At 72.9% G+C, this 22,947-nt stretch carries 21 protein-coding genes; 4 read left to right on the top strand and 17 right to left on the bottom strand.

From position 1 onward, the window contains the following. The first annotated feature begins 26 nt into the window (after positions 1–26). Positions 27–1,241 (top strand): MFS transporter, encoded by a 1,215-nt coding sequence (locus ACGFZN_RS20360; protein ID WP_393859867.1) that lies wholly within the window; start codon positions 27–29, stop codon positions 1,239–1,241. Here the strand turns inward: ACGFZN_RS20360 and ACGFZN_RS20365 are convergent. Next, complete coding sequence (locus ACGFZN_RS20365; RefSeq protein WP_393859868.1) at positions 1,201–1,659, bottom strand: acyl-CoA thioesterase; 459 nt, start codon at positions 1,657–1,659, stop codon at positions 1,201–1,203. The genes ACGFZN_RS20360 and ACGFZN_RS20365 overlap by 41 nt on opposite strands. Positions 1,660–1,753: 94 nt before the next feature. Continuing rightward, entirely contained in the window at positions 1,754–3,034 is a 1,281-nt protein-coding gene (locus tag ACGFZN_RS20370; RefSeq protein WP_393859869.1) for an alginate lyase family protein, read from the bottom strand. 130 nt (positions 3,035–3,164) lie between these two features. Here ACGFZN_RS20370 and ACGFZN_RS20375 point away from each other — a divergent pair, with 130 nt between their 5' ends. Further along, positions 3,165–4,571, top strand: a complete 1,407-nt coding sequence (locus ACGFZN_RS20375) for a uracil-xanthine permease family protein (RefSeq protein WP_393859870.1) — start codon at positions 3,165–3,167, stop codon at positions 4,569–4,571. A gap of 105 nt (positions 4,572–4,676) precedes the next feature. Beyond that, positions 4,677–5,363 carry a DUF5995 family protein gene (locus tag ACGFZN_RS20380; protein WP_393859871.1) on the top strand — a complete coding sequence of 229 codons (687 nt, stop codon included), beginning with the start codon at positions 4,677–4,679 and terminating at the stop codon, positions 5,361–5,363. Between the two features lie 83 nt (positions 5,364–5,446). Here ACGFZN_RS20380 and ACGFZN_RS20385 read toward each other — a convergent pair whose 3' ends face one another. The 10 genes from ACGFZN_RS20385 to ACGFZN_RS20430 form a co-directional block, all read right to left on the bottom strand. Next, a complete protein-coding gene (locus ACGFZN_RS20385; RefSeq protein ID WP_393859872.1) occupies positions 5,447–7,144 on the bottom strand; it encodes a flavin monoamine oxidase family protein in 1,698 nt (565 codons plus the stop codon). 50 nt (positions 7,145–7,194) lie between these two features. Then, positions 7,195–7,983 (bottom strand): carbon-nitrogen hydrolase family protein, encoded by a 789-nt coding sequence (locus ACGFZN_RS20390; RefSeq protein WP_393859873.1) that lies wholly within the window; start codon positions 7,981–7,983, stop codon positions 7,195–7,197. A gap of 216 nt (positions 7,984–8,199) precedes the next feature. Next, positions 8,200–8,583 carry a DUF742 domain-containing protein gene (locus tag ACGFZN_RS20395; RefSeq protein WP_393859874.1) on the bottom strand — a complete coding sequence of 128 codons (384 nt, stop codon included), beginning with the start codon at positions 8,581–8,583 and terminating at the stop codon, positions 8,200–8,202. A gap of 7 nt (positions 8,584–8,590) precedes the next feature. Continuing rightward, positions 8,591–9,028, bottom strand: a complete 438-nt coding sequence (locus ACGFZN_RS20400; RefSeq protein WP_393859875.1) for a roadblock/LC7 domain-containing protein — start codon at positions 9,026–9,028, stop codon at positions 8,591–8,593. After that, on the bottom strand, positions 9,018–11,771 hold the full coding sequence (locus ACGFZN_RS20405) for a nitrate- and nitrite sensing domain-containing protein (protein ID WP_393859876.1): 2,754 nt from the start codon (positions 11,769–11,771) through the stop codon (positions 9,018–9,020). The genes ACGFZN_RS20400 and ACGFZN_RS20405 overlap by 11 nt, the downstream gene beginning before the upstream one ends. Positions 11,772–11,865: 94 nt before the next feature. After that, positions 11,866–13,338, bottom strand: a complete 1,473-nt coding sequence (locus tag ACGFZN_RS20410) for an HAD-IA family hydrolase (RefSeq protein WP_393859877.1) — start codon at positions 13,336–13,338, stop codon at positions 11,866–11,868. A 14-nt stretch (positions 13,339–13,352) separates the two neighbouring features. Next, positions 13,353–14,429: an ABC transporter ATP-binding protein gene (locus ACGFZN_RS20415; RefSeq protein WP_393859878.1), complete on the bottom strand. Its 1,077-nt coding sequence runs from the start codon at positions 14,427–14,429 to the stop codon at positions 13,353–13,355. Between the two features lie 5 nt (positions 14,430–14,434). Then, positions 14,435–15,256 carry an ABC transporter permease gene (locus ACGFZN_RS20420; RefSeq protein ID WP_393859879.1) on the bottom strand — a complete coding sequence of 274 codons (822 nt, stop codon included), beginning with the start codon at positions 15,254–15,256 and terminating at the stop codon, positions 14,435–14,437. Then, positions 15,241–16,140, bottom strand: a complete 900-nt coding sequence (locus ACGFZN_RS20425; protein WP_393859880.1) for an ABC transporter permease — start codon at positions 16,138–16,140, stop codon at positions 15,241–15,243. The genes ACGFZN_RS20420 and ACGFZN_RS20425 overlap by 16 nt, the downstream gene beginning before the upstream one ends. Next, the gene (locus tag ACGFZN_RS20430) at positions 16,137–17,297 is read right to left on the bottom strand and encodes an ABC transporter substrate-binding protein (protein ID WP_393859881.1); all 1,161 of its coding nucleotides are present in this window, start codon (positions 17,295–17,297) and stop codon (positions 16,137–16,139) included. Before ACGFZN_RS20430 ends, ACGFZN_RS20425 begins: the two co-directional genes overlap by 4 nt. Before the next feature lie 204 nt (positions 17,298–17,501). Here ACGFZN_RS20430 and ACGFZN_RS20435 point away from each other — a divergent pair, with 204 nt between their 5' ends. Next, on the top strand, positions 17,502–18,242 hold the full coding sequence (locus tag ACGFZN_RS20435; RefSeq protein ID WP_393859882.1) for a GntR family transcriptional regulator: 741 nt from the start codon (positions 17,502–17,504) through the stop codon (positions 18,240–18,242). A gap of 15 nt (positions 18,243–18,257) precedes the next feature. Here ACGFZN_RS20435 and ACGFZN_RS20440 read toward each other — a convergent pair whose 3' ends face one another. The 5 genes from ACGFZN_RS20440 to ACGFZN_RS20460 form a co-directional block, all read right to left on the bottom strand. Further along, positions 18,258–18,710: an Lrp/AsnC family transcriptional regulator gene (locus tag ACGFZN_RS20440; protein WP_031174468.1), complete on the bottom strand. Its 453-nt coding sequence runs from the start codon at positions 18,708–18,710 to the stop codon at positions 18,258–18,260. A gap of 27 nt (positions 18,711–18,737) precedes the next feature. Next, positions 18,738–20,225 carry an amino acid permease gene (locus ACGFZN_RS20445; RefSeq protein ID WP_393859883.1) on the bottom strand — a complete coding sequence of 496 codons (1,488 nt, stop codon included), beginning with the start codon at positions 20,223–20,225 and terminating at the stop codon, positions 18,738–18,740. A 316-nt stretch (positions 20,226–20,541) separates the two neighbouring features. Beyond that, positions 20,542–21,984, bottom strand: coding sequence for a GuaB1 family IMP dehydrogenase-related protein (locus ACGFZN_RS20450; RefSeq protein ID WP_393859884.1), 1,443 nt, complete (start codon positions 21,982–21,984; stop codon positions 20,542–20,544). A gap of 160 nt (positions 21,985–22,144) precedes the next feature. After that, positions 22,145–22,486, bottom strand: coding sequence for a barstar family protein (locus ACGFZN_RS20455; protein ID WP_393859885.1), 342 nt, complete (start codon positions 22,484–22,486; stop codon positions 22,145–22,147). Further along, positions 22,483–22,926, bottom strand: a complete 444-nt coding sequence (locus ACGFZN_RS20460; protein WP_393860199.1) for a ribonuclease domain-containing protein — start codon at positions 22,924–22,926, stop codon at positions 22,483–22,485. Before ACGFZN_RS20460 ends, ACGFZN_RS20455 begins: the two co-directional genes overlap by 4 nt. Positions 22,927–22,947 lie beyond the last annotated feature (21 nt).

The raw sequence follows: 22,947 nt of genomic DNA on the forward strand, positions 1-22,947 counted from the left end.
ACGGGAACTCCCGGGAGGGGCGGAAGATGAGTGACCTGAGTGACGCGCGCGGTGAGGTCAGGCGGGCGCGGTACGCCGTGGCGGCCGTGTTCGCCGTGCACGGCGCCGTGACCGGCTCGTTCGCCACCCGGGTGCCGTGGATCCAGGACCACGCCTCGCTCGGCGCGGGCCAGCTGGGCTTCGCGCTCGCTTTCACGGCGTTCGGCGCCTCGTGCTCGATGCCGCTGGCGGGCCGGATCAGTCACCGCTTCGGCAGCCGAACGGCCCTGCGCGGACTGATCGCGCTGTGGACCCTCTCCCTGGTCCTGCCGTCCCTCGCGCCGAACCTGTACACTCTGTGCCTGGCGATGTTCGCCTACGGCGCGAGCGCGGGCATGGCCGACGTGGCGATGAACGCGCTGGGCGTCGAGATCGAGCGGCTGCTCGGCCGGTCGATCATGTCGGGCCTGCACGGCATGTGGAGCGCCGGCGCCCTCGTCGGCTCGGCGGCCGGCACCCTGGCGGCCCATCTCGGTTCGGACGCCCGGCTGCACTTCGTGCTCGCCGCGGCCGTGCTCACCGCGCTCGGCCTGACGGCCTGCTCCTGGGTGCTGGACCTGCAGCCCGCCGAGGACGAGGAGCCGCCGCCGAGGTTCGCGCTGCCGCCCCGCTCGGCGCTGCTGATCGGCACGGTCGGCTTCTGCGCGGTGTTCGCGGAGGGCGCGAGCCTGGACTGGTCGGCGGTGTTCCTGCGGGACCGGCTGGGCAGCTCGGCCGGGCTCGCGGCGGCCTGCACCACCGGGTTCATGCTCACGATGGCCGTGGCCCGGATCGCCGGGGACGCGGTGGTGAACCGGTTCGGCGCGGTGCGGACCGTGCGGGCCGGCGGCGGCCTGGCGGTGGTGGGCGGCGTGCTGATCGTGTGCGCCGGGCACGAGGCGGTGGCGATGGGCGGGTTCGCGCTGATGGGGCTCGGCATCGCCGTGGTCGTACCGCTGTGCTTCGCGGCGGCCGGGCACGCGGGACCCAATCCGAGCCAGGCCATCGCCGGCGTGGCGACGATCACCTACACCTCGGGTCTGATCGCGCCGAGCCTGATCGGCGGGGTGGCGCAGGCGACCAGCCTGGTGGTGTCGTTCTGCGTGGTGACGGCCCTGGCCTGCGGGCTCTCGGTGTTCGCGGGGGTGCTGCGCAGCGCCGAGCGCGGCGGCCGGAGCGAGGTCAGCCGGCCGGCCGCAGCAGTTCCCGACCCGCGGCCCTGAAGGCGTCGGACCAGGGCGCCGGGCGCAGAGTGGCCGCGTCCAGCCGGACCAGCACCCGGGCGCCCTGGGCGTAGGTCAGCGTGCCGTCGGCCGAGCAGAAGCGGAAGCCGTAGGTCAGGCCGGTGGTGCCGAGCCGGTCCAGCCAGAGGTGCACGGCGTAGGTGCCGGGGCTGGTCACCGGCGCCTCGTAGCTGATGCGCAGTTCGCGGACGGCGTTGCAGGCGTCGCCGGCCGCGTGCCAGTCGCCGTCGAAGCGGACGCCGTACGCGCTCCACAGCTCGGTCCACGCCCGCTCGACCAGCAGCGGGTAGCGGGCGTTGTGCAGGAGGCCGAGCGCGTCGAGGTCGTCGAAGTGCACGGTGACGGGGATGAGCCGGCCGTAGGAGACGACGGGGGCGATCGGGGCTTCGGCGGTCACGGGTGGGGCTCCTGAGCATCGCTGGTGCGGACGATCCATACTAAGCGACCGCTCAGAAGCCCTGGCCGATGACCTGTTCAGCCCGCGGACCCGTTCAGCCCGCGATGGAGTCCAGCTGCTCGGCGGCCGGCCGCAGCGCCCACAGGTCTCCCCCGGGCGGCGCCTCCAGCTTCGCCACGGCCGCCCGGGCCGCCGGGTCCCCGGCGTCGGCCGCCGCGTGGACGACGTCGGTGGCCGCGTACCGGTGGAACTCCAGCTCCGGGTGCGGCCACGCGGCGGCGCCGGTCGCGGCCGGGAGCAGGTAGTCGACCGCCTTGAACAGGCTCTGCCCGTCCGGCCCCCGGTACGCCCACAGGTTCAGGCCCACGTGCCGGCCGATGGCCGCGAGCCGGGTGTAGGCGACCAGGTCGAAGGTGGAGTAGTGCCAGCTGCGGGTGCGGGCGAGCTCCTGCGGCTGGCTGCCGTCTCCCGCGATCTGCGGGTCGATCCGCCGGGCGCGCGCGTCGAGCACGGTCCGCCGGGCCAGGGCGGTGTCGCCGGTCGCGTAGGCCAGCGCGGCGAGCTGCATGTCGTAGAAGGTGCCGTGGTTGTTGGCCGCGGCGCCCTCCTCCTTGCCGAAGTCGCTCTTCTCCAGCCAGTTCAGGAAGCCGGCGTTCCACTTCTCCATCGCCGTGCGGTCCGCGGTGCTCCAGCCGGGGGCGCCGGCGGCGAGGATCGCCTGGGCGTCGAGGACGCTGGTGTACGACTGGGAGAAGTCGATGACGCCGATGGCCCGGCCGTCGTACTTGCACGGGATGAACTGGGCGTGGTCCAGGTCGGGGTTCATCCGGGTGGCCGGGTCCAGGAACCAGGTGCGCAGGATCTGTCCGGCCTTCTCGGCGTAGGCCCGCCGGCCGGTGTAGTACCAGGCGAGCGCGAGGTCGTACGTCGAGTCGAAGACCTTCTCCGCGTCCTGCCGGTCCGTGCCGCTGTCGACCTCGGGGTTGCGCTGCCCGTCGCGCTGGACGTACGGGCAGCCCCAGGGGTTGCCGGCGGTGGGGGTCGTCGTGGGCCACCAGTAGGGGGCCTGGCTCAGGTACTCGTGGACGTCGCCGCCGGGTGCGGGGCGCGGTTTGTCGACGACCGTCCAGGGGCCCTGGTCCAGCCAGGTGTCGGCGCGGGCGGTCAGGTCCCGCAGCGCGTGCCGGAGCCGGGGGTCCCGGCCCAGGCCGGCGCGGGTCCGCCGGAGGCGGGTGCCGTCCAGGACGGCGGTGCGCGGCGTGCCGGGTGCGGCGTGCGCGGATCGGGCGGGCGCGGCCTGCGCGGAGGGGACGAGCACGGCGGTGAAGGCCACCACCGCCGCGAGCAGCACGGCCGCACGGGGTCTTCCGCTCATGGGCTCTCCGATCATCGGGAATCAGATAGGTGAACAGCATTCATGAACGCGACCGGGTGAGCGTAGAGCCGCTCGTCACCCCTGACAATGGTTCGGACCGACTTCACGTACGTAAGAAAGCGAAACCCACATGGACCTCGGCGTGCGCTGGAAACTGCACGGTGACGGGCGCACGCCCGCGCCCGGAGCGGTGGTACGCCCCGACGAACGGCTCTCCTGGCCCCGCACCCTGGGCCTGGGCGCCCAGCACGTGGTCGCGATGTTCGGCGCGTCCTTCGTCGCGCCCGTGCTGATGGGCCTGGACCCGAACCTGGCCATCATGATGTCGGGTGTGGCGACCGTGATCTTCCTGCTCGCCACCCGCGGCCGGGTGCCGAGCTACCTGGGCTGCTCCCTGTCGTTCGTGGGTGTGGCCGCCGTCATCCGCGCCCAGGGCGGCACGAGCGCCACGGTGACCGGCGCGGTGTTCGTCGTCGGCGTGGTGCTGTTCCTGGTGGGGCTCGCGGTGCAGCGCTTCGGGGCGCGGATCATCCACGCGGCCATGCCGCCGATCGTCACCGGCGCGGTCGTGATGCTGATCGGCTTCAACCTCGCCCCGGTCACCGCCTCCACCTACTGGCCCCAGGACCAGTGGACCGCCCTGCTGGTCATGCTGTTCACCGGGCTGGCCGTGGTCTGTCTGCGCGGCTTCTGGTCCCGTATCGCCATCTTCCTCGGGCTGGTCTTCGGCTACGTCGTCTCCTGGGCCTTCGACCGGATCTTCGGCAAGATCCACTCCATGAGCGCCGGCGGCAAGGTCACCGACCACTGGCGGCTCGACCTCTCCGGTGTCTCCAAGGCCGACTGGATCGGGCTGCCGCACTTCCACGGGCCGTCCTTCCAGTGGTCGGCGATCCTGGTCGCGCTGCCTGTCGTGATCGCCCTGGTCGCCGAGAACGCGGGCCATGTCAAGGCGGTCGGCGAGATGACCGGCGACCCGCTGGACGACAAGCTCGGCACGGCGATCTCGGCGGACGGCATCGGGTCCATGCTCTCCACCGCGGTGGGCGGCCCGCCGAACACCACCTACTCCGAGAACATCGGCGTGATGGCCGCGACCCGCGTCTACTCCACCGCCGCCTACTGGGCCGCCGCCGGCTTCGCCCTGCTCTTCGGCGTGTGCCCCAAGTTCGGCGCGGTCGTGGCCGCGATCCCGGGCGGTGTCCTCGGCGGCATCACCGTGATCCTGTACGGCATGATCGGCCTGCTCGGCGCCCAGATCTGGCTGCACGCCAAGGTCGATCTGCGCAACCCGCTGAACCTGGTGCCCGCCGCCGCGGGCATCATCATCGGCGTCGGCAACGTGAGCATGAAGTTCACCGGCAACTTCTCGCTCAGCGGCATCGCCCTGGGCACCCTGGTCGTCATCACCGGCTACCACGCGCTGCGCGCCTTCGCGCCGGCCCACCTCAAGACGCAGGAACCGCTGCTGGACGAGGGCACGTCCGCCTACGACACGCAGGCCGCCGACGCGCGGCCGCCGCGCGCCGAGTCGTAGTCCGACGACAGGGGGAAGACCCGGGACGCGGGCCGTTCCCCCGTTCCGGCGAAGCACCGGGCCGGTCGGGCGCGCCCGCCGTCCCGGGCCTGCGACCCTTCCCCCATGGCGCAGCTGGAACACCTCACCACTCCCGTCGACGCGGTCGTCTCCCGGATGCGCGCCCTCGGCGCGACGCTGCCCGAACAGGACGGCGTCGCCGTGTTCAACCGCGTCTACCTCGCCGTCACCGAGGAGATCGACCGGCGCGTGGACACCGGGGCGTTCCCGGACGCACGTGCGGCGATCGCGCTGGACGTGCGGTTCGCCGAGCGCTATCTGGCGGCGGTCGACGCGGCCGCCGCCGACCTCCGTCCGCCCGCCTGCTGGCGCCCGCTGTTCCAGCTCCGCCGCCACCCCGGGGTACGGCCCCTGCAGTTCGCGCTCGCGGGCATCAACGCGCACGTCGGGCACGACCTGGCGCTCGCCGTGGTGGACGCCTGCCGCACCCTCGGCTGCGAACCACCCGATCTGGAGGACGAGTTCGACCGCGTGGGCGATCTCCTCGTCGCGCTGGAGGAGCGCGTCCGCGAGGACCTGATGCCGGGCCCCGACCTGCTCCAGCTCGCCGATCCGCTCACCCACCTGCTGAGCTGCTGGAGCCTGGAGCGGGCCCGGGACGCCGCCTGGGTCGCGGCCCGGACCCTGTGGGCGCTGCGCCACTGCGGCGGCATCGCCGAGGAGTTCACCGAACGGCTGGACGCCGCCGTGGGACTCGCCGGGCGGATGCTGCTGACCCCGCTCACCGGCTGACCCGGCAGGGGCCGCGGCAAAAGGCGCGGGCGGCCGGAGTCCGACTCCGGCCGCCCGCGCCTTGTTCCTTGCTCGTTGTCCGGTCAGTCCTCGGGCAGCTCCACAGGGGCGATCTCGTCGTACACGTCACCCGGGCCGGGGTTGGCCGGGTCGGTCTCGCCGCCGAAGTGGTGCATGACGCCCCAGACCGCGTTCAGCGCGGTCTGCACGGCGCCCTCGGCCCAGCCGGCGGTCCAGGAGATGTCGTCGCCGGCGAGGAAGATGCCCCGCTTGTCCTCCGGGAGCCGGTCCTGCATGAAGTGCGTGAACAGGCGCCGCTGGTAGCGGTAGTGACCCGGCAGGTTGGCCTTGAACGCGCCCATGAAGTAGGGCTCGTTCTCCCAGGAGACCGTCACCGGGCTGCCGATGATGTGCTTCCTGATGTCGACCTTCGGGTAGATCTCGCCGAGCGACTTCAGCATGACCTCCATCCGCTCGTTCGCGGACAGCGGCAGCCACTTCAGGCTGTCGTCGCACCAGGTGTAGGACAGGCAGATGACGGCGGGCTTGCCGGGGCCGTCGTCGAGCAGGTAGGTGCCGCGGGTCATGCGGTCGGTGAGCGTCATCGACATGACGTCCCGGCCGGTCTCCTCGTCCTTGTCCAGCCAGAACGGCCGGTCGACGGGAACGAAGAGCTTGCTGGACTCCATGTAGTGGGTGCGCTCGATCGCGGTCCAGTGGTCGATCGGGAAGAGCGAGTCGTCGCACTCGATCTTGGACAGCAGCATCCAGGACTGCGCGGTGAAGATCGCCGCCTTGTAGGTGCGGATGTCGCCGTTCGCGTCCGTCACCGTGATCCGGTTGCCGGCGGTGCGGTGCAGCCGGGTCACGGCCGGGCGCGGCTCGCCGTCCACGTGCAGGGACTTCAGCGAGGTGCCGTACGGCCAGTGGACGATCTTCTCCGGCTCGCGCTCCCACAGCCGCAGCGGCAGCTGCTGCGAGCCGCCGACGATGCCGCGGTGGTGGTCGTCGGCCTCGGTGTAGACGACGCGCAGGATCTCCAGGATGGAGTTCGGGAAGTCGGTGTCCCAGCCGCCGGTGCCGAAGCCGACCTGGCCGAAGATCTCGCGGTGCCGGAAGGACTTGAAGGCCTCCGACTCGCAGAGGAAGCCGTAGAAGGTCTGGTTGTCGAGCTTCTCGACGAGCTTCGCCCAGATCTCGCGGATGCGCTTCACGTCCCGCTCGCGCATGGCGCGGTTCATGTCGGAGAAGTCGGCGCCCTCCTCCAGGCACTTGTTCCAGGCCTCGGCGACGTCCCGGTACACCTGGGGCAGATCGTCGATGGTCTCGGCGTAGTGCGACTCGCCCTTGAGGTCCACGACGGTCGAGGGGGTGGCCTCGGCCAGCGGGTTCGGGAAGGGCTTGGTCTCCAGGCCGACCATGTCGATGTAGTGCTGGAGGGCGGTGGAGGACGGCGGGAAGCGCATCGCGCCCATCTCGGCGGTCAGCGACTCGTCGCAGCCCTCGAAGCCGACGGTGCGCAGCCGGCCGCCGATCTGGTCGGCCTCGTAGACGACGGGCTTGAGGCCCATCTTCATCAGCTCGTACGCGGCCACGATGCCGGACAGGCCGCCGCCGATGACCGCGACCTCGGTGCCGTGCTCGGTCGCGGGTATCTGGCCGAGGCCCGCCGGGTGGGCGAGGAAGTCGTCGTAGGCGTACGGGAAGTCCGGGCCGAACATGGTGATCGGCGGCTGCTGCTCGTCGGTGTGCTCGACGGCGTTGGGCACCGTGGACGTCATGAGGTACGGACTCCTTGCGCGGGGTGGTACGGGGAAGGGCTCGGGGGAGGTCAGACGAGGGACCCGTACAGACCGGGGCGGCGGTCCTTCAGGTACGGGTTCGCCTCGCGGGAGGCGGCCAGGAAGGCGGGGTCGACGTCGGCGACCACCAGTTCCTCGCCGCGGCCGGCGCGGGCGCGGGCGATGCCGTCGGGGCCGGCGAGGGCGGACAGGCCGAAGAACTCGAACTCGCCCTCGTGCCCGACCCGGTTGACGTACGCGACGTACATCTGGTTCTCCCAGGCGCGCACCGGCACCATGGCCTCGGCCACGAACTGGAACGGGTGCATGTTCGCCGTGGGCACGACGAGCAGGTCGGTGCCGGCCAGGGCGTGGGCGCGCGCGTTCTCGGGGAACTCGACGTCGTAGCAGATCATGAGGCCGACGGTCAGGCCGCCCAGCCGGGCCTGGACGAGGGACTGCTCGCCGGGCGCGAAGTGGTCGCGCTCGGCGCAGCCGAAGAGGTGGGTCTTGCGGTAGTTCGCGAGGCGGGTGCCGTCGGCGGCGATCAGCTGGGCGGAGTTGTACACCGTCTCGCCGTCGCGCTCCGGGTAGCCGTAGGCGATCGCGATGCCGTGCCGGCCGGCGGTCTCGGCGATCGCGTCGGCGGAGTCGCCGTCGGCGGGCTCGGCGAGGCGGGCGATGGCCTCGCCGATCGCGTACCCGGTCAGGAACATCTCCGGTGCGGCGAGCAGCGCGGCGCCCGCGGCGGCGGCCCGGCCCGCGGCATCGTCGAGGACCTTGAGGTTCTCGGCGACGGAGCCGGGGCGGCCGGAGCTCTGGAGCAGGGCGGTGCGCATGCGGGTCCTCACCGGAAAAGAGGCTTGTCGGGGGCGGCCACGACGTTTTTTCGGGGCCATGAAGAAGGTACGGTCGGCGCGCTCGGCCGGACAAGAAGGAGCCGTTGCGCGCCCGTGCGCGGTTCGTTGCGTACGGCGGCCCCGGAACGGCGATTCGTTGCGCGCGCCGGTGGGCGTGCCCGGGGTCCTTCGGCCCGCTGCCCCTGCCCCGGCCGGCTACAGTTCCTTCAGGCGCTCCATGATCTCCCGCAGCAGCCCGGGATCGGTCGCCGGGTCGCCGCCGGCCGGGTGGCGGCGGGGGGCGTCGATGCGGATCAGGCCCGCCTCGGCCAGGTCGCCGAGCAGGACCCTGAGGACGGTCAGGGGCAGGTCGGCGTCGGCGGCCAGTTCCACGACGGGCCGCGGGCCGCGCCGGACCAGCTCGAGCAGCGCGGCGCCGGCGTGGTCGACGGCCGGTGCGGGCGCGCCGGTGTCGAGCGCGGTGACGCGGGACATCAGGTCGACGGCGAGGGCGGCCGAGGGCCGGGTGCGGCCCCTGGTCACCGTGTAGGGGCGCACCATCGGCCCGGTCTCGTCCTCGTACCAGTGCTCGTCGCTCACCGCGGGATCATCTGGCGGTGCGGGCGGCCGCGTCCAGGTGGCGGCCGAGGCGGCGCACGAGCAGGGCCATCTCGTGGGCGAGCTGGCCGACGTCGGTGCCGGCCTCGCTCAGGACGGCGAGCCGGCTGCCGTGGCCGGCCGGGGTGATGAAGAGGTAGGCGTCGTCCAGCATCACCATCGTCTGCCGCACCTCGCCCGCGGCGAACCGCTCCCCCGCCGAGCGGGCCAGGCCGTGGAAACCGGAGCAGACGGCGGCCAGGTGCTCGACGTCCCGCCGCCGCATCCCCTCGGAGGTGCTGAGCGGCAGGCCGTCGGCGGTCAGCAGCACGGCCTGGCGCACATGGTCCGTGCGCGCCACGAGATCGTCCAGCAGCCAGCCGAGGTCCGTGCCGGGCGCTGCGCTGGTCTCGACGGGTTGCTCGGGCCTCTGTTCGTCACCGGGCATCGTCGGTGTCCGTCCCTTCGTGGGCGTGGGTGGTCGCGCTGTCGCTGATCGTGTCGTCCGAGGGGGCGGGTGCGGGTCCGTCTTCGGGTGCGGATGCGTGGGGGCCGGTCGCGTCCCGGCGGTGGAGCCGCGCATTCGGACTCGGCCTCGCGCCCCCGGAGGGTTGCGGCGCCGTCGGTCCGGCGGCTCCGGAACTCCGGGCGGCCTCGCCGGTCACCGGCAGGCCTTGGCGGCCGCGCTCCAGGCCGCGCTGGAAGGCGCCGAAGACCGCCCGCATCTCCTCGGGGTCGAGCCGCGTCCCGGCCCCGCTCTCCCGGGCCGGCGGCTCGTCCCGGAGCTCCCGGGTGAGAGAGGCCTGCCGGACGCGGGTGGGCAGGGCCGGCGGGTGCGCGGGCGACTCGGACACGGCCTCGTGTCCGCGCGCGGGCGAGGGCTCCGGCCGCTCTCCGCGCGCGGGCACGGATGCCGGCCGCTCTCCGCGCGCGGGCGACGACTCCGCCCCTTCCCCGGGCGGCGGTGCGGAGCCGGCGCCCGGGGCGCCACCGGCCCCGGCCGTGCTCCCGTCCGACGGCCTCGCGCGGGCGGCTCCCGGTTCCGGGACGCCCGGAGCCGACGGACTGTGCTGCGACGCCGCCCCGGTCACGCCCCCGGCGCCCGGCGCCGGCACGGACGCGAGGCGCTGCCGCGGGGACGGGCGGCCTGGGGACGGTCCGGGCGGCTCACCCGGCGCGGACAGGGCGCCCCCGGACGGTCCGGACGGCCGACTCGGCGCGGACGCGGACGTCCGCTTCCGCGTGGGCAGCTCCCGTACCGCCGCCCCGGACGTGCGAGGCTCGACCGGTGCCAGTACCGCGTCCGGCAGGAGCACCACCGCCGTCGTACCGCCGTAGGGGGAGTCGCGCAGGCTCACCTCGATGGCGTGGCGGGCGGCGAGGCGGCCGACCACGTACAGGCCGAGGCGGTCGTGGCGGGTGGGGTCGAAGGTGTCGGGGTCGCTGAGGGTGGCCTGGGCGCGGGCGCGGGCTTCGGTGTCGAGGCCGAGGCCGCGGTCGTCGATCTCCAGGACGAAGCCGCCCCCGGCCCGCCCGGTGCGCAGGGTGACCTGGGTGTGCGGGGGCGAGAACACCGTGGCGTTCTCCAGGAGTTCGGCGAGGAGGTGGACGACGTCGGCGACCGCGTCCGCCGCCACGCCGGTCTCCGGCATGGGCGGCACCACCACGCGCGCGTAGTCCTCGATCTCGCCGACGGCGGAGGCGACGACGTCCGCGACCGGCACGGGCCGGCGCCAGCGGCGGCCGGGTGCGGCGCCGGAGAGGATGATCAGGCTCTCCGCGTGCCGGCGCATGCGCGTGGTCAGGTGGTCGATGCGGAACAGCTCGCGCAGCACGTCGGGGTCGTCGGTGCGCCGCTCCAGGGTGTCGACGAGCTTCAACTGCCGGTGCACCAGCGCCTGGTTGCGGCGGGCGATGTTGAGCAGCACCGCGAACAGGCCCTTGCGCAGGGTCGCCTGCCTGACAGCGGCCTCGACGGCTGCGAGCCGCGCGGCGTTGAAGGACCGGCCGACCTGCCCGATCTCGTCGTCGCGCACCTCGTCGGCGGCCAGCGGCGGCGCGTCGGCCACCGCGTCCACGTCCTCCCCCGCGCTCAACCGGCGCATCACGTCAGGAAGCTGACGCTGGGTCAGCAGGTCCGCCGCGTCCCGCAGGGTCTCCAGGCGGCGTGAGATGCGCCGGGCGCCGCGCACGGCGAACCACAGCGAGAGCGCCGCGGCGGCGAGGCCCACGGCTCCGACGACGGCCGCCTTGGTCAGCTCCCGGTAGGCGAAGGCCCGGCCGCGCGCGGCGGAGTTCTCCGCGGACCGCGTGCACAGCTGCATGTACCGCTTCACGGCGCGGTCGGTGGTGGACCGCCAGGTGTCCGCCGCGACGGCCCGCCCGGCGCCCGCGGCCCCGGCCCGCAGCAGCGCGTCCTCGCCGCGCACCAGCGAGCCGTACAGCTCCCCGCGCTGGAAGTCCTCGAACAGGGCGCGCGAGTCGGCGGGCAGGTCCGGCACGTACGTCCGCTGGAACACCCGGCGGTCCTCGATGGTCGCGGTCAGCGTGCCGTACTGCCCGCCGGTCAGCGTGCCGGCCGCCCGTGCCCCGGCGACGAGCGCGTCCTCCCGGGAGACGAACTCGCGGACCCGCACCAGCTCGATGACGACCTGTGCCTCGCGGGCGAGCTGTCCGGCCTGCAGGGCGGTGAGCGTGGACTGCACGTCGAAGCCGGGCTCCACCAGCGCGCTGTACTCGTCCACGGCCCGGTCCCAGGTGATCCGCCGGGACAGCACCCGTGTGCGCAGCCCGTCCAGCTTCCCGGTGGCCGCGTCCATGGCGTCCAGCGCCTGCCGCTGCCGTGCCGTGAGCCGGCCGCGGTCGCCGCCCCGGATCGCCTGCCGCATGGCGTCCACGGCCCGATCGGTACGGCGCTGCTGTTCCAGCAGCCGGCCGGCCGCCGCCGTGTCGAGGCGGGCGCCGAGGTAGGCCGCGGACATCCGGCGCTCGATCTGGATCTGCCCGACCGCGGTGTCCACGGGGGTGCCGAAGTCCTCGTACACCCCCTGTAGCCGGATCAGCGCGCGGGTCTCACCGGTGACGGACCACATGGCGAAGCTCCACAGCGCCATCAGCGCGACGGCCGGCGCGAGCGCGAGCGCCACGATCCGCGTGCGGACGGTGGTGGGACGGCCGAGGGGCCAGCGCATGGGGCACCTACCGGTGTTACCAGTCAGTAGAAAGTCCGGCACAACCTACGGGACGGCACCGCGTACCGCAATGGTGACCATCGGTAACTCCCGCTCAGGCGGGCCTCGGCGGCAGCGCGAAGGTGGTGAGGACCGCCGCGTGGTCGGAGGGCCAGTCGTTGTCCGCGACGTCCGGCCAGGGCCGCGGGCTGCCGGTGACGAGGGTGCGGGCGTCCCGCACGGTCAGGCCCCGGTGCAGCACGTAGTCGATCCGGTCCTGGGGTTCGGGCCGGCCGCTGCCGTCCTCGTGCACCGGGTGGATGGGCGACCAGGTGTGGCCGGGCTCGGCGGCGGGGTCTGGGTGGGCCTCGCGGTAGGAGTCGGCGAAGCCCGCCGCCTCGGCGGCCCGCGTCACCGGCCAGGGCACCTCCGGCCGGTCCAGGTGGGAGGGGCAGTTGAAGTCGCCGACGAGGACGACCGGGACGCCGTCGCGCGAGGCTGCGTCGATGCGGGCCAGCGCCTCCCGCAGCTGGCTCAGCCGCAGTTCCTCGTGGGCGACCAGCTCGGCGGCCGGCAGCCCGTCGAAGGCCGCCTCGTAGGGGCCGTAGGGCGTGTAGTGCAGATGGGCGGTCCACACGTCGACCTCGCGGCCGGGCGCCACGGCGATCCGGACGCCCGCGGCGCCGTAGAAGCCGACGTCCGGGTCGCCGAGGCGGGCGGTGATGGGGTGCCGGCTGATGACGCCGAGGTTCTCGCCGGCCCGGTGGTGGTGCCAGCCGAGGGCCTCGGCGAGTTCCTGGGCGGCGGTGCCGCCGGTCTCCTGCAGCCCGACGACGTCGGCGCCGCTGTCCAGGATCGCCTTGAGCTGCTTGGCGCGGTGGTCGTCGACCGGGCTGCCGCCGAGCCACAGGTTCCAGCTCATCACCCGCAGCTCCGGCTCGATCATCCGCCGCAGTTCCTCGATCGTCACCCCGGCGAGGCTGTCCCGTACGGTCCGGCCAGGGGCGGCGCCGATGGGTGCGAGGGACGGCACGGCGAGGACGGCGCAGCCGGCTGCCTCGGCGGAGGCGACGCCGGTCTCGGTGTCCTCGACGGCCACACACCCGGCGGGGTCGACGCCGAGGGCGCGGCAGGCGGCCCGGTAGGGGTCGGGGGCGGGCTTGGTGCGGGCGGTGTCGTCGGCGGTGACGGAGGCCGCGAAGCGCTCCGCGCCCAGGGCGTCCAGGACGATGCCGGCGACCGCGCGGGGGGACGCGGTGACCAGGGCGACGGGAACGCCGTGGGCGGCCAGCGCGTCCAGCAGGTCCAGGGCGCCGGGCCGGGGCACGATGCCGGTGCGGACGCGCTCGGCGAACTCCCGGTGCAGGCCGGCCGCGAGGTCGGCGGCCGGCCTGCCGGTGGCCGCCGCGAGCCAGGCGGCGGTGTGCTCCACCGGGCGGCCGAGCACGTCCGGCTGGTCGGCCTCGGTCAGCGGGCGTCCGGCGACGTGCTGCACCGCCTCCCACCACAGGCGCTCGGTGTCGACGAGCGTGCCGTCCATGTCGAACAGGACGGCCTGCAGCGGGAGCTGAGGGATGTGGGGGGTCACGTTCGGGAGATTCCTCACTTCTGGATGCGTTCGGCCACGAGCACCGGCCGCTCCGGCAGGGACAGGCCGGCGGGGGTTCCGGCGCCGAGCGCCGCGGCCTCGTGGGCGGGCAGGTCGGCCTTGGCCTCGGTGCCGTCGGCGAGCCGTACGGTGACGCGGACGACCGCGCCGAGGAAGGCCATCGCGACGACTCGCGCGGTGCCCTGCTCGTCCGGGCGCACGTGGACGGCCTCGGGCCGCACCAGCACGTCCACCGGGCCGTCGGGCGCCTCGCCGTCGGCGGGCAGCCGCTGTCCGAGCACCTCGACCGTGCCGTCCTTCAGCTCGCCCGGGATGCGGCTCATGGTGCCGACGAACTCGGCGACGAAGGCGGTGGCGGGACGGCCGTACAACTCGGCCGGCTCGGCGCACTGTTCGAGGCGTCCGGCGCGCATGACCGCGACCCGGTCGGCGACGGACAGCGCCTCTTCCTGGTCGTGCGTCACGAACAGCGTCGTGATGCCCAGCTCCTGCTGGAGCCGGCGGATCTCCTCGCGCAGGGTGAGCCGCACCTTGGCGTCCAGCGCGGACAGCGGCTCGTCGAGCAGGAGCACCCGCGGGCGCAGGGCCAGCGCGCGGGCCAGGGCGATGCGCTGCTGCTGGCCGCCGGAGAGCTGGTGCGGATAGCGCTCGCCCTTGTCGGCGAGGCCGACCAGGTCCAGCAACTCGGCGGCGCGGGCGCGCCGCTGCGCCGTACGCACGCCGCGCATGCGCAGCCCGAAGGCGACGTTGTCGACGGCGTTCAGGTGCGGGAAGAGGCTGTACGACTGGAAGACCATGCCGGCGTCGCGGCGGTGGGCCGGGACGTGGGTGATGTCCTCGCCGTCCACCAGGACGGCGCCGGAGTCGGGGTGTTCGAACCCGGCGAGCATGCGCAGCGCGGTGGTCTTGCCGCAGCCGGAGGGGCCGAGCAGGGCCAGCAGCTCCCCCGGGCGGACGGTCAGGTCGAGCCCGTCGAGGGCGACGGTGGGCCCGAACTCCCGGCGCAGCGCGCGGAATTCGACGGTGGCGGCCTGTTCGGTGACGGCCTTCTCGAGCGTGGTGGCGGTCATGGTGGTCATCCCCGGGAAGAAGCGGTTCGGGTGCGTCCGCCGCCGGCACCGGCGAGCGCGAGGAGCAGGGCCCAGGTGACGAGCAGGCTGAGCACGGACACGGCGACGGACATCTGGGCCTGCTCGCCGCCGACGTCGTAGATCCACACGGCGAAGGGCGCGTAGCCCAGCAGGTGGGAGACCGTGAACTCGCCGAGGACCAGGGCCAGCGTGAGGAAGGACGCGTTCAGCAGGGCGCCGCGCAGATTGGGCAGCACAGCCCGCACCAGGGCCCTGGGCCAGGAGGCGCCGCAGCTGCGGGCCGCCTCCACCAGGGTCTGTACGTCGATGGCGCGCAGGCCGGCGTCCAGGGCCCGGTAGACGAACGGCAGGGCCATCACGACGTAGGCGAGGACGAGTACGACGGGGAAGCGGTCGTTCTGGATCACCACGAACGTCTCGAACAGCGGCGTCTGGGAGAGGTGATCCGGGCCCCACTTCAGGACGGTGGCGATCCCGGCGACGAACGCGATGGGCGGCACCACGAGCGGCAGCGAGCACACCACCTCCACCACGGGGCGCAGCCGGGGCGCGCCGAGCCGGAGCGCGACCACGGCGGGCGCGGTCAGCAGCAGCACGACCGCGACGGTGGCGACGGCCAGTTCCAGGGAGAGCAGCAGGCTGGAGAGGAAGCCGTCGGCGGAGAGGATCTTCGTGTAGGCGTCGAAGGTCAGGCCCTGGCCGGGCACGTCCACCGTGAAGACCACGGAGGCGGCGAGCGGCACCAGGAAGTACAGGGCGGCGAGGCCGAGGACGGCCCAGCGCCACGGGGTCAGGCGTCGAGCCATCGGGCGCTCCTTCGCTGAAGGGGCAGGTACACGGCCATCACCAGGCCCGCCACCAGCACCATGTCGAGGCTGAGGGCGAGGGCGACGTTCTCCTGGCCGACCAGCACGTTGCCGGACAGGGCGTCGGCGATCTGCAGGGTGACCAGCGGGACCGCGCTGCCGACCATCGCGGCGGCAGTGGCGTAGGCGGAGAAGGCGCTGCCGAACAGCAGCACCAGGCCGCCGAGCAGCGTGGGCGCGAGCACGGGCAGCGCCACGTGCCGCCAGTACTGCACGCCGGTGGCGCCGTTGTTCAGCGCGGCCTCGCGCCACTGGACGCGCAGGCCGTCCAGCGCGGGGGTGATGGTGAGGACCATGAGCGGGACGAGGAAGTACAGGTAGACCAGGACCAGGCCCCAGAAGCTGTAGAGGTCCCAGCCGCTGTCCCTCAGGCCGAGGTGCACGGTGAGGACGCCGGCGTTGCCAAGGGTGGCGACGAAGGCGAAGGCCAGCGGCACTCCGCCGAAGTTGGCGAGCACGCCGGAGGCGGTCAGCACGGCCTCGCGCAGCCGGGGCGAGCGGGAGGAGACCACGGCCTGGGCGAGCGGCAGGCCGAGCAGTGCGCCGAGCGCGGCGGAGATCGCGGACAGTTTGACGCTGCCGAGCAGGGCGGTGAGGTACGGGCCCTGCAGCGAGGCCGTCATGTTGGCGCCGGTGTAGGTGGTGGCGCCCGTGGTGGCGTCGTCGGCCGAGAAGGCGCCGTTGACGATGGCCACGGCGGGCAGGCCGAAGGCGACGGCCGTGAACGCCAGCAGCGGCACGACGGCGAGCCAGCCGGGGGCGCGGCGCCGTCGCTTCGGTGAAGCGACGGGCGCCACGTCCGCGCGCGGGAGGGCGGCGGTCATCCGGAGACGGCCTTCCCCCAGCCCTGCGCGATGGCCGTCTTGGCCTTGCTCTGCTGGGCCTCGGTCGGGAAGGACGGCGTGCCGGTCACCTTCGGCAGCTTGGCGGCGGCCGCCTTGTCCAGCGTCCCGGCCTTCTCCATGGCGGGCATCAGGGCCGGGCGGGCGTAGCCCTTGAGCCACAGGTTCTGGCCCTCGGTGCTGTACAGGTACTCCTGCCACAGGCGGGCGGCCGCCGGGTGCGGGGCGTCCTTGGTGACGGCCTGGGAGTAGTACTGGGCGTACTGGCCGTCGCTCGGGATGACGACCTTCCAGTCGAGGCCCTTGGACCGGAACTCGTCGGCGTACCCGGCGTTCAGGTAGTCCCAGTCGATGGAGATGGGCGTCTCGCCCTTCTCGACGGTGGCCGGGGTGGACTCGACGGGCGTGTAGTTGCCGTTCTTCTTCAGCTTGGCGAAGAAGTCCAGGCCGGGCTGTATGTCGTCGAAGGAGCCGCCGTTCGCGAGCGCCGCCGCGTAGACGCCGCCGAAGGCGGAGCCGGACTTGGTGGGGTTGCCGTTGAGGGCGACCTGGCCCTTGTACTCGGGCTTGAGCAGGTCCTTGAAGCTGGTCGGGCACTGCTTGACCCGCTTGGCGTCGCAGCCGATGGAGACATAGCCGCCGTAGTCGTTGTACCAGCGGGCCTGCGGGTCCTTCTGGGCCGCGGGGATGCCGGCGTAGGAGGCCACCTTGTAGGGCGCGAGCAGGCCCTGCTGGGCGGCGCTCAGCGCGAACGAGGAGCCCAGGTCGAGGACGTCGGGGGCGCGGTCCTGGCCCTTGCGGGTGGTGACGGCGTTGATCTCGTCCTGGCTGCTGCCGTCGGGGCTCTCGTCCTGGATCTTGATGCCGTACTTCTTCTGGAAGCCGTCGATGATCGCGCCGTAGTTCGCCCAGTCGCGGGGCACCGCGATGATGTGCAGCGCGCCCTCCTTCTTGGCGGCCTTGACCAGGGCGTCCATGCCTCCGAAGTCGGCCGCGGAGGTGGCGGTGGCGGCGCTCTTGCCGTCCTTGGTGGTGGTCGACGCGTTGTCGGGGGCGGCGCCGCAGGCGCTGAGCGCGAGCGCGGCGACGACGGCGATGCAGCCGCCGAGTGCGGCGTTTCTCGGCAGGGACACGGTCACGGTCTCTCCAGGGGGCGCACGAGGGTTGCGGAGAACTTGTCTGAACAAGTTGCGTCACAGTACGCCCGCTCGCGGTGTCCTGTCTGTAAACGGGAGCGAAACTCTGGGCCCTGGTTGGCTGCACAATCCAGACCCGGGCAGATCACGCTCAGGTCTCGATTAGGCTGGTCACGCTGTGCACAGCGACCTGAGCAGAGGGGAAGCATGACGGCGCGACACGAGGAGATCGCCGACGAGCTGCGGCGGGCGATCGACCGCGAGGAGTACACGGTCGGCAGCCGGCTGCCCTCGGAGTCGGAGCTGGCCGCGCACTACGGCGTCTCGCGCGGCACGGTCCGCCAGGCCGTCTCGGCCCTGACCGCCGAGGGGCTCATCGGCTCCCGGCAGGGCGCCCGGCGCGTGGTCCTCGCCAGCCGCCGCAGCCAGAGCTTCGAGGAACTGCGCAGCTTCGCCCAGTGGGCCCGCGCGATGGGCCGCGAGGCCACCGGCCGCGTGGTGGCCCAGGAGTACCGCCCGGCCACGGCCGAGGACGCCGTGCGCCTCCAACTGCCCGTCGGCACACAGGTGTTGCATGTGCTCCGGGTACGCGGCCTGGACGGCGAGCCGGTGTTGCTGGAACGCACGGTGTACGCCGACTGGATCTCCCCGGCGGTGGCGTCCATCGAGCCCGACTGTCCCTCGGTCACCCAACGCCTGTACGACGACACGGGGTTGGTTTTCGCCTACGGCGAGCACATCATCGACGCGGTGGCGGCGGGCGCCCAGGACGCCGAGCTGCTGGGAGTGCGCCGCACCAGTCCGCTGCTGCGGGTGCGGCGCGTGACGACGACGCGTGAGGGGCGCCCGGTGGAGTGGTCGGACGACCGGTACCGCTCGGACGCGGTGAGCTTCAGCGTGCGGAACTCGATCGACAACAACGCGCTGGCGCGGAAGACGGCGGAGTAGAGCCGGATCCGCCCGTTACCCCGGCGCCCCGGAGGAAAACCGCCGCAGCAACGGCGACAGCACCAGCACCGACTTGGTGCGCTCCACGAACGGTTCCCCGGCGATCCGCTCCAGCACCCGCTCGAAGTGGCGCATGTCGGAGGCGAAGACCTGGGCGATCGCGTCCGCGTCCCCGGTGACGGTGGACGCGGCCACGACCTCCTGGTACCGCTCCAGCCCCCGCTGAATGGTGTCCGGCGAGGTGTTGCGCCGGCAGTAGATCTCGATGTACCCCTCGGTCTCCCAGCCGAGCGCCGCCGGATCCACCCGGACGGTGAAACCGGTGATCGCTCCGGTGGCCCGCAGCCGGTCCACGCGCCGCTTGACCGCGGGCGCGGACAGGCCGACCATCTGCCCGATGTCCGCGTAGGAGCGGCGGGCGTCCTCGGCGAGGGCGTGCACGATGCGTTCGTCGAGATCGTTCAGCACTGGGGGTGGTTCACTTCTTCGGTTCGGTCACTTCTCTGCCGCCACCGCGACGTCGTCACCGGTCGCGAGACGGGAACGGCGATAGCCGTATACGAAGTAGAACACGAGCCCGACGGCCATCCAGACACCGAACACGATCCAGGTGACGGTCGACAGGCTGCCCATCATCCACACGCAGAAGGCGAAGCCCAGCGCGGGCAGCACCGGCGACAGCGGGACGCGGAAAGTGCGGTTCATGTGCGGGCGGGTCCGGCGCAGCACCACGACCGCGATGTTGACCAGCGCGAAGGCGAACAGCGTGCCGATGCTGGTGGCGTCCGCCAGCTGGCCCAGCGGGATCGCGGCGGCGAGCACCCCGCAGAACACCGAGACGATCACGGTGTTGGCGCGCGGTGCACCGGTCTTCGGGTGGACCTTGGCGAAGATCTTCGGCACCAGTCCGTCGCGGGACATGGCGAACAGGATGCGGGTCTGGCCGTAGAGCACGGTCAGCACGACGCTCGCGATGGCGATGACGGCGCAGAAGGCCAGCAGGGTGCCCCAGAAGCTCTGCCCGGTGACGTCCTTCATGATCTGGGCGAGCGCGGCCTCGGAGTCGTTGAAGGTCCGCCACGGCTTGGCGCCGACGGCGACGGCCGCGACCAGCACGTACAGCGCGGTCACGATGACCAGCGACAGCATGATCGCGCGCGGCAGGTCGCGCTGGGCGTCCTTCGCCTCCTCACCGGCGGTGGAGGCGGCGTCGAAGCCGATGTACGAGAAGAACAGCGTGGCGCCGGCCGCGCTGACGCCCGCCATGCCGAGCGGCATGAAGTGGGAGTAGTTGCCGGACTTGAAGCCCATGAAGCCGATGGCGCAGAACAGGATCAGCGCGGCGATCTTCACGCACACCATGACGGTGTTGGCCCGCGCGGACTCCTTGGCGCCGCCGAGCAGGAACAGCATCGCGAGGAGCACGACGATCAGCGCGGGCAGGTTGAAGACGCCGCCGTCGCCGGGCGGGGCCGACAGGGCCTGCGGGATGGTGACGCCGATGGTGCCGCTGAGCAGTTCGTTGAGGTACTCGCCCCAGCCCACGGCCACGGCGGCGACCGAGACGCCGTACTCCAGCAGCAGGCACCAGCCGCAGACCCAGGCGATCAGTTCGCCCATCGTTGCGTATGCGTACGAGTACGAGGAACCGGAGACCGGGATGGTGCCCGCCAGCTCGGCGTAGGACAGGGCCGAGAACAGCGCGGTGAGACCGGCGATCACGAAGGAGAGGGTGACGGCCGGGCCCGCTTTCGGGACGGCCTCGCCGAGGACGACGAAGATGCCGGTGCCGAGCGTGGCACCGATGCTGATCATGGTCAGCTGCCACAGCCCGAGGGAACGCCGCAGCGTTCCTCCCTCGCCGTGGCCGCCCTCCGCGACCAGGCGTTCCACGGGCTTGCGCCGCATGAGGCGCGCGGCGACGCCCGGGGACGCGGGGGCGGTCGCTGTGCGGTCGTGCGGGGGTGCGCCTTGATCGAGCACGCGCTGGCTCCTTCTCGCTGCCGTCGGTCACATGGGGCGGACCGGCGCCTTTGCCGGGCCTCGCGGAGGGGACCGAGGGAGCCTGCGGACGGCAGGAACCATCGAGCGGGGTCCCCGCCACGCCATGTACAGCGCAGCACCTTACGGGGGTGGGCTTCACGGACGTAATGCAGCAACCTTGCGCGTCCCCGCATGATCATTGCGTTCCTCGGCCCGGAATGACAAATCGTTGTGCGTCCGCTGAGGACCGTTGCACGGCAACGGCCCCCGCCCTCCCGGCGATCGGGAGGACGGGGGCCGTGCGCAGGCGGTGCGATCAGTTCCAGCTGGCGTGCAGCGGCTTGCCCTCGGCGTAGCCGGCCGCGCTCTGGATGCCGACGATGGCCTTCTCGGCGAACTCCTCCAGGGAGGCGGCGCCGGCGTAGGTGCAGGAGGAGCGGACGCCCGCGATGATCGAGTCGATCAGGTCCTCGACGCCCGGGCGGGCCGGGTCGAGGAACATGCGGGAGGTGGAGATGCCCTCCTCGAACAGCGCCTTGCGGGCACGGTCGTACGCCGACTCCTCCGAGGTGCGGTTGGCCACGGCACGCGCGGAGGCCATGCCGAACGACTCCTTGTAGGCACGGCCGTCGGCGTCGTGCTGGAGGTCGCCCGGGGACTCGTAGGTGCCGGCGAACCAGGAGCCGATCATCACGTTGGAGGCGCCGGCCGCGAGGGCCATCGCCACGTCGCGAGGGTGCCGCACGCCGCCGTCGGCCCACACGTGCTTGCCGTACTTCCTCGCCTCGGCGGCGCACTCCAGCACCGCGGAGAACTGCGGCCGGCCCACGCCGGTCATCATGCGGGTGGTGCACATGGCGCCGGGGCCCACACCGACCTTGATGATGTCCGCGCCCGCGTCGATCAGGTCCTTGACGCCCTCGGCGGAGACGATGTTTCCGGCGGCGATCGGCACCTGCGGGTCGAGCGCGCGCACCAGCCTGATGGCGCTGATCATCGACTCCTGGTGGCCGTGCGCGGTGTCGATGACGAGCGTGTCCACGCCCGCGTCGAGCAGCTGCTTGGCCTTGCCCGCCACATCGCCGTTGATGCCGACGGCGGCGGCGATGCGCAGCCTGCCTGCGGCGTCGACGGCCGGGGTGTACAGGGTGGCGCGCAGCGCGCCCGTGCGGGTGAGGATGCCCGCCAGCTTGCCGTCCTTGTCGACGGCCGGGGCGTAGCGCCGGTTGTGCTGGTCGAGGGTGTTGAAGGCCTCGCGGGGGTCTATGTCCGCGTCGAGGAGCAGCAGGTCCTTCGACATGACCACTTCGAGCTGGGTGAAGCGGTCGACGCCGGTGAGGTCCGCGTCGGTGACGACACCGACGGGCCGCTGCTCCTCGTCGACGACCACACCGGCGTTGTGGGCGCGCTTGGGCAGCAGCGCCAGCGCGTCGGCGACGGTCTGGTGCGGGGCCAGCACGATCGGGGTGTCCAGCACCAGGTGGCGGCTCTTCACCCAGGAGATGACATCGGTGACGACGTCGATCGGGATGTCCTGCGGGATGACGACGAGGCCGCCGCGCCGGGCCACCGTCTCGGCCATGCGACGGCCGGCGATGGCGGTCATGTTGGCCACGACGAGCGGGATGGTGGTGCCCGTGCCGTCCGGCGAGCTGAGGTCCACGCCCTGACGGGAGCCCACCGCGGAGCGGCTCGGCACCATGAACACGTCGTCGTACGTCAGGTCGTACGCGGGCTGGATGTCATTGAGGAAACGCACGTGCTGCACATCCCAGTCGATCAGAGGTGACCCCCCGACGGGTGCGCCGGGGGGAAAAGAGCACGTACTTCATTGTCCCATGCCGGGGTCGCCGGCACGCCCCGACGGAACATCCAGGGTGCGCGCCGATCACCTGGGAGGATCCTCCAAGGGCCGATCCTCAGCGGGCCGATCCCCCGAGGGCCAGGACGACGGCGAGGGCGGGCGTCCGGTCCACGGCCTCGGTGAACACGTCCTGCGCGATCCGCCACTCGCCCGGATTCGCCTCGGCGTACGGCTGCCAGCCGCGGACGACGATCAGCAGCCCCTGCTCGACCGCGCCCTCGGGCCAGACCGTGTGGTCGGCGAGGGAGTCGGCGAGCGCGTCCCAGTTGCGGCCGAACCAGCCGGGCAGCGCCAGGGCGCGGGCGGTGCGGTCCATGAGGCCGGCCTTGCCGGTGACCCCGCCGAGGTCCAGGTCGACCACGAGCCGCCCGGCCAGATCCGTCAGGTCCCCGCTCATCTCAGCACCGCCCGGAAGGAGTTGTAGTGATCGCCGGTGTAGTAGATCTCCCCGCCCCGGCCGGTGACCAAGCGCCGGGCACCGCGGTCGCGGGAGCCGGGCGTCGGGACGGTGTACTCGTGGTAGTAGCCGCGCGGGTGCTTCGGCAGGCGCCCCTCGACGTTCCCGAAGACGACCCCGTCCCTGGCGTACGGGAAGGGGCCGCCCTCGTCGATGAGCGCGAGGGTCCTGCGGGCCTCGGGCGGCAGCCGGGACGCGTCGACGGTCGCCGTCCCCCGCGCCCACGCCGGCGCGGACGCGCTGGTGCCCGCGCTCGTCCCGGGCGCGTGCGTGCCCGCGCTCGTCGCCGCCCCGGAACCGGACGAGCACCCGGCGAGCAACAGCAGGACCAGGCCGGCCAGCAGCACCACGAGCGGGCGCGGCAGGGCCGCCGCGAGCAGGGGCGCGGGGGGCGGTCCCGG

The organism is Streptomyces sp. NPDC048192 (assembly GCF_043202415.1).
In the GTDB taxonomy this organism is placed as follows: Bacteria; Actinomycetota; Actinomycetes; order Streptomycetales; family Streptomycetaceae; genus Streptomyces.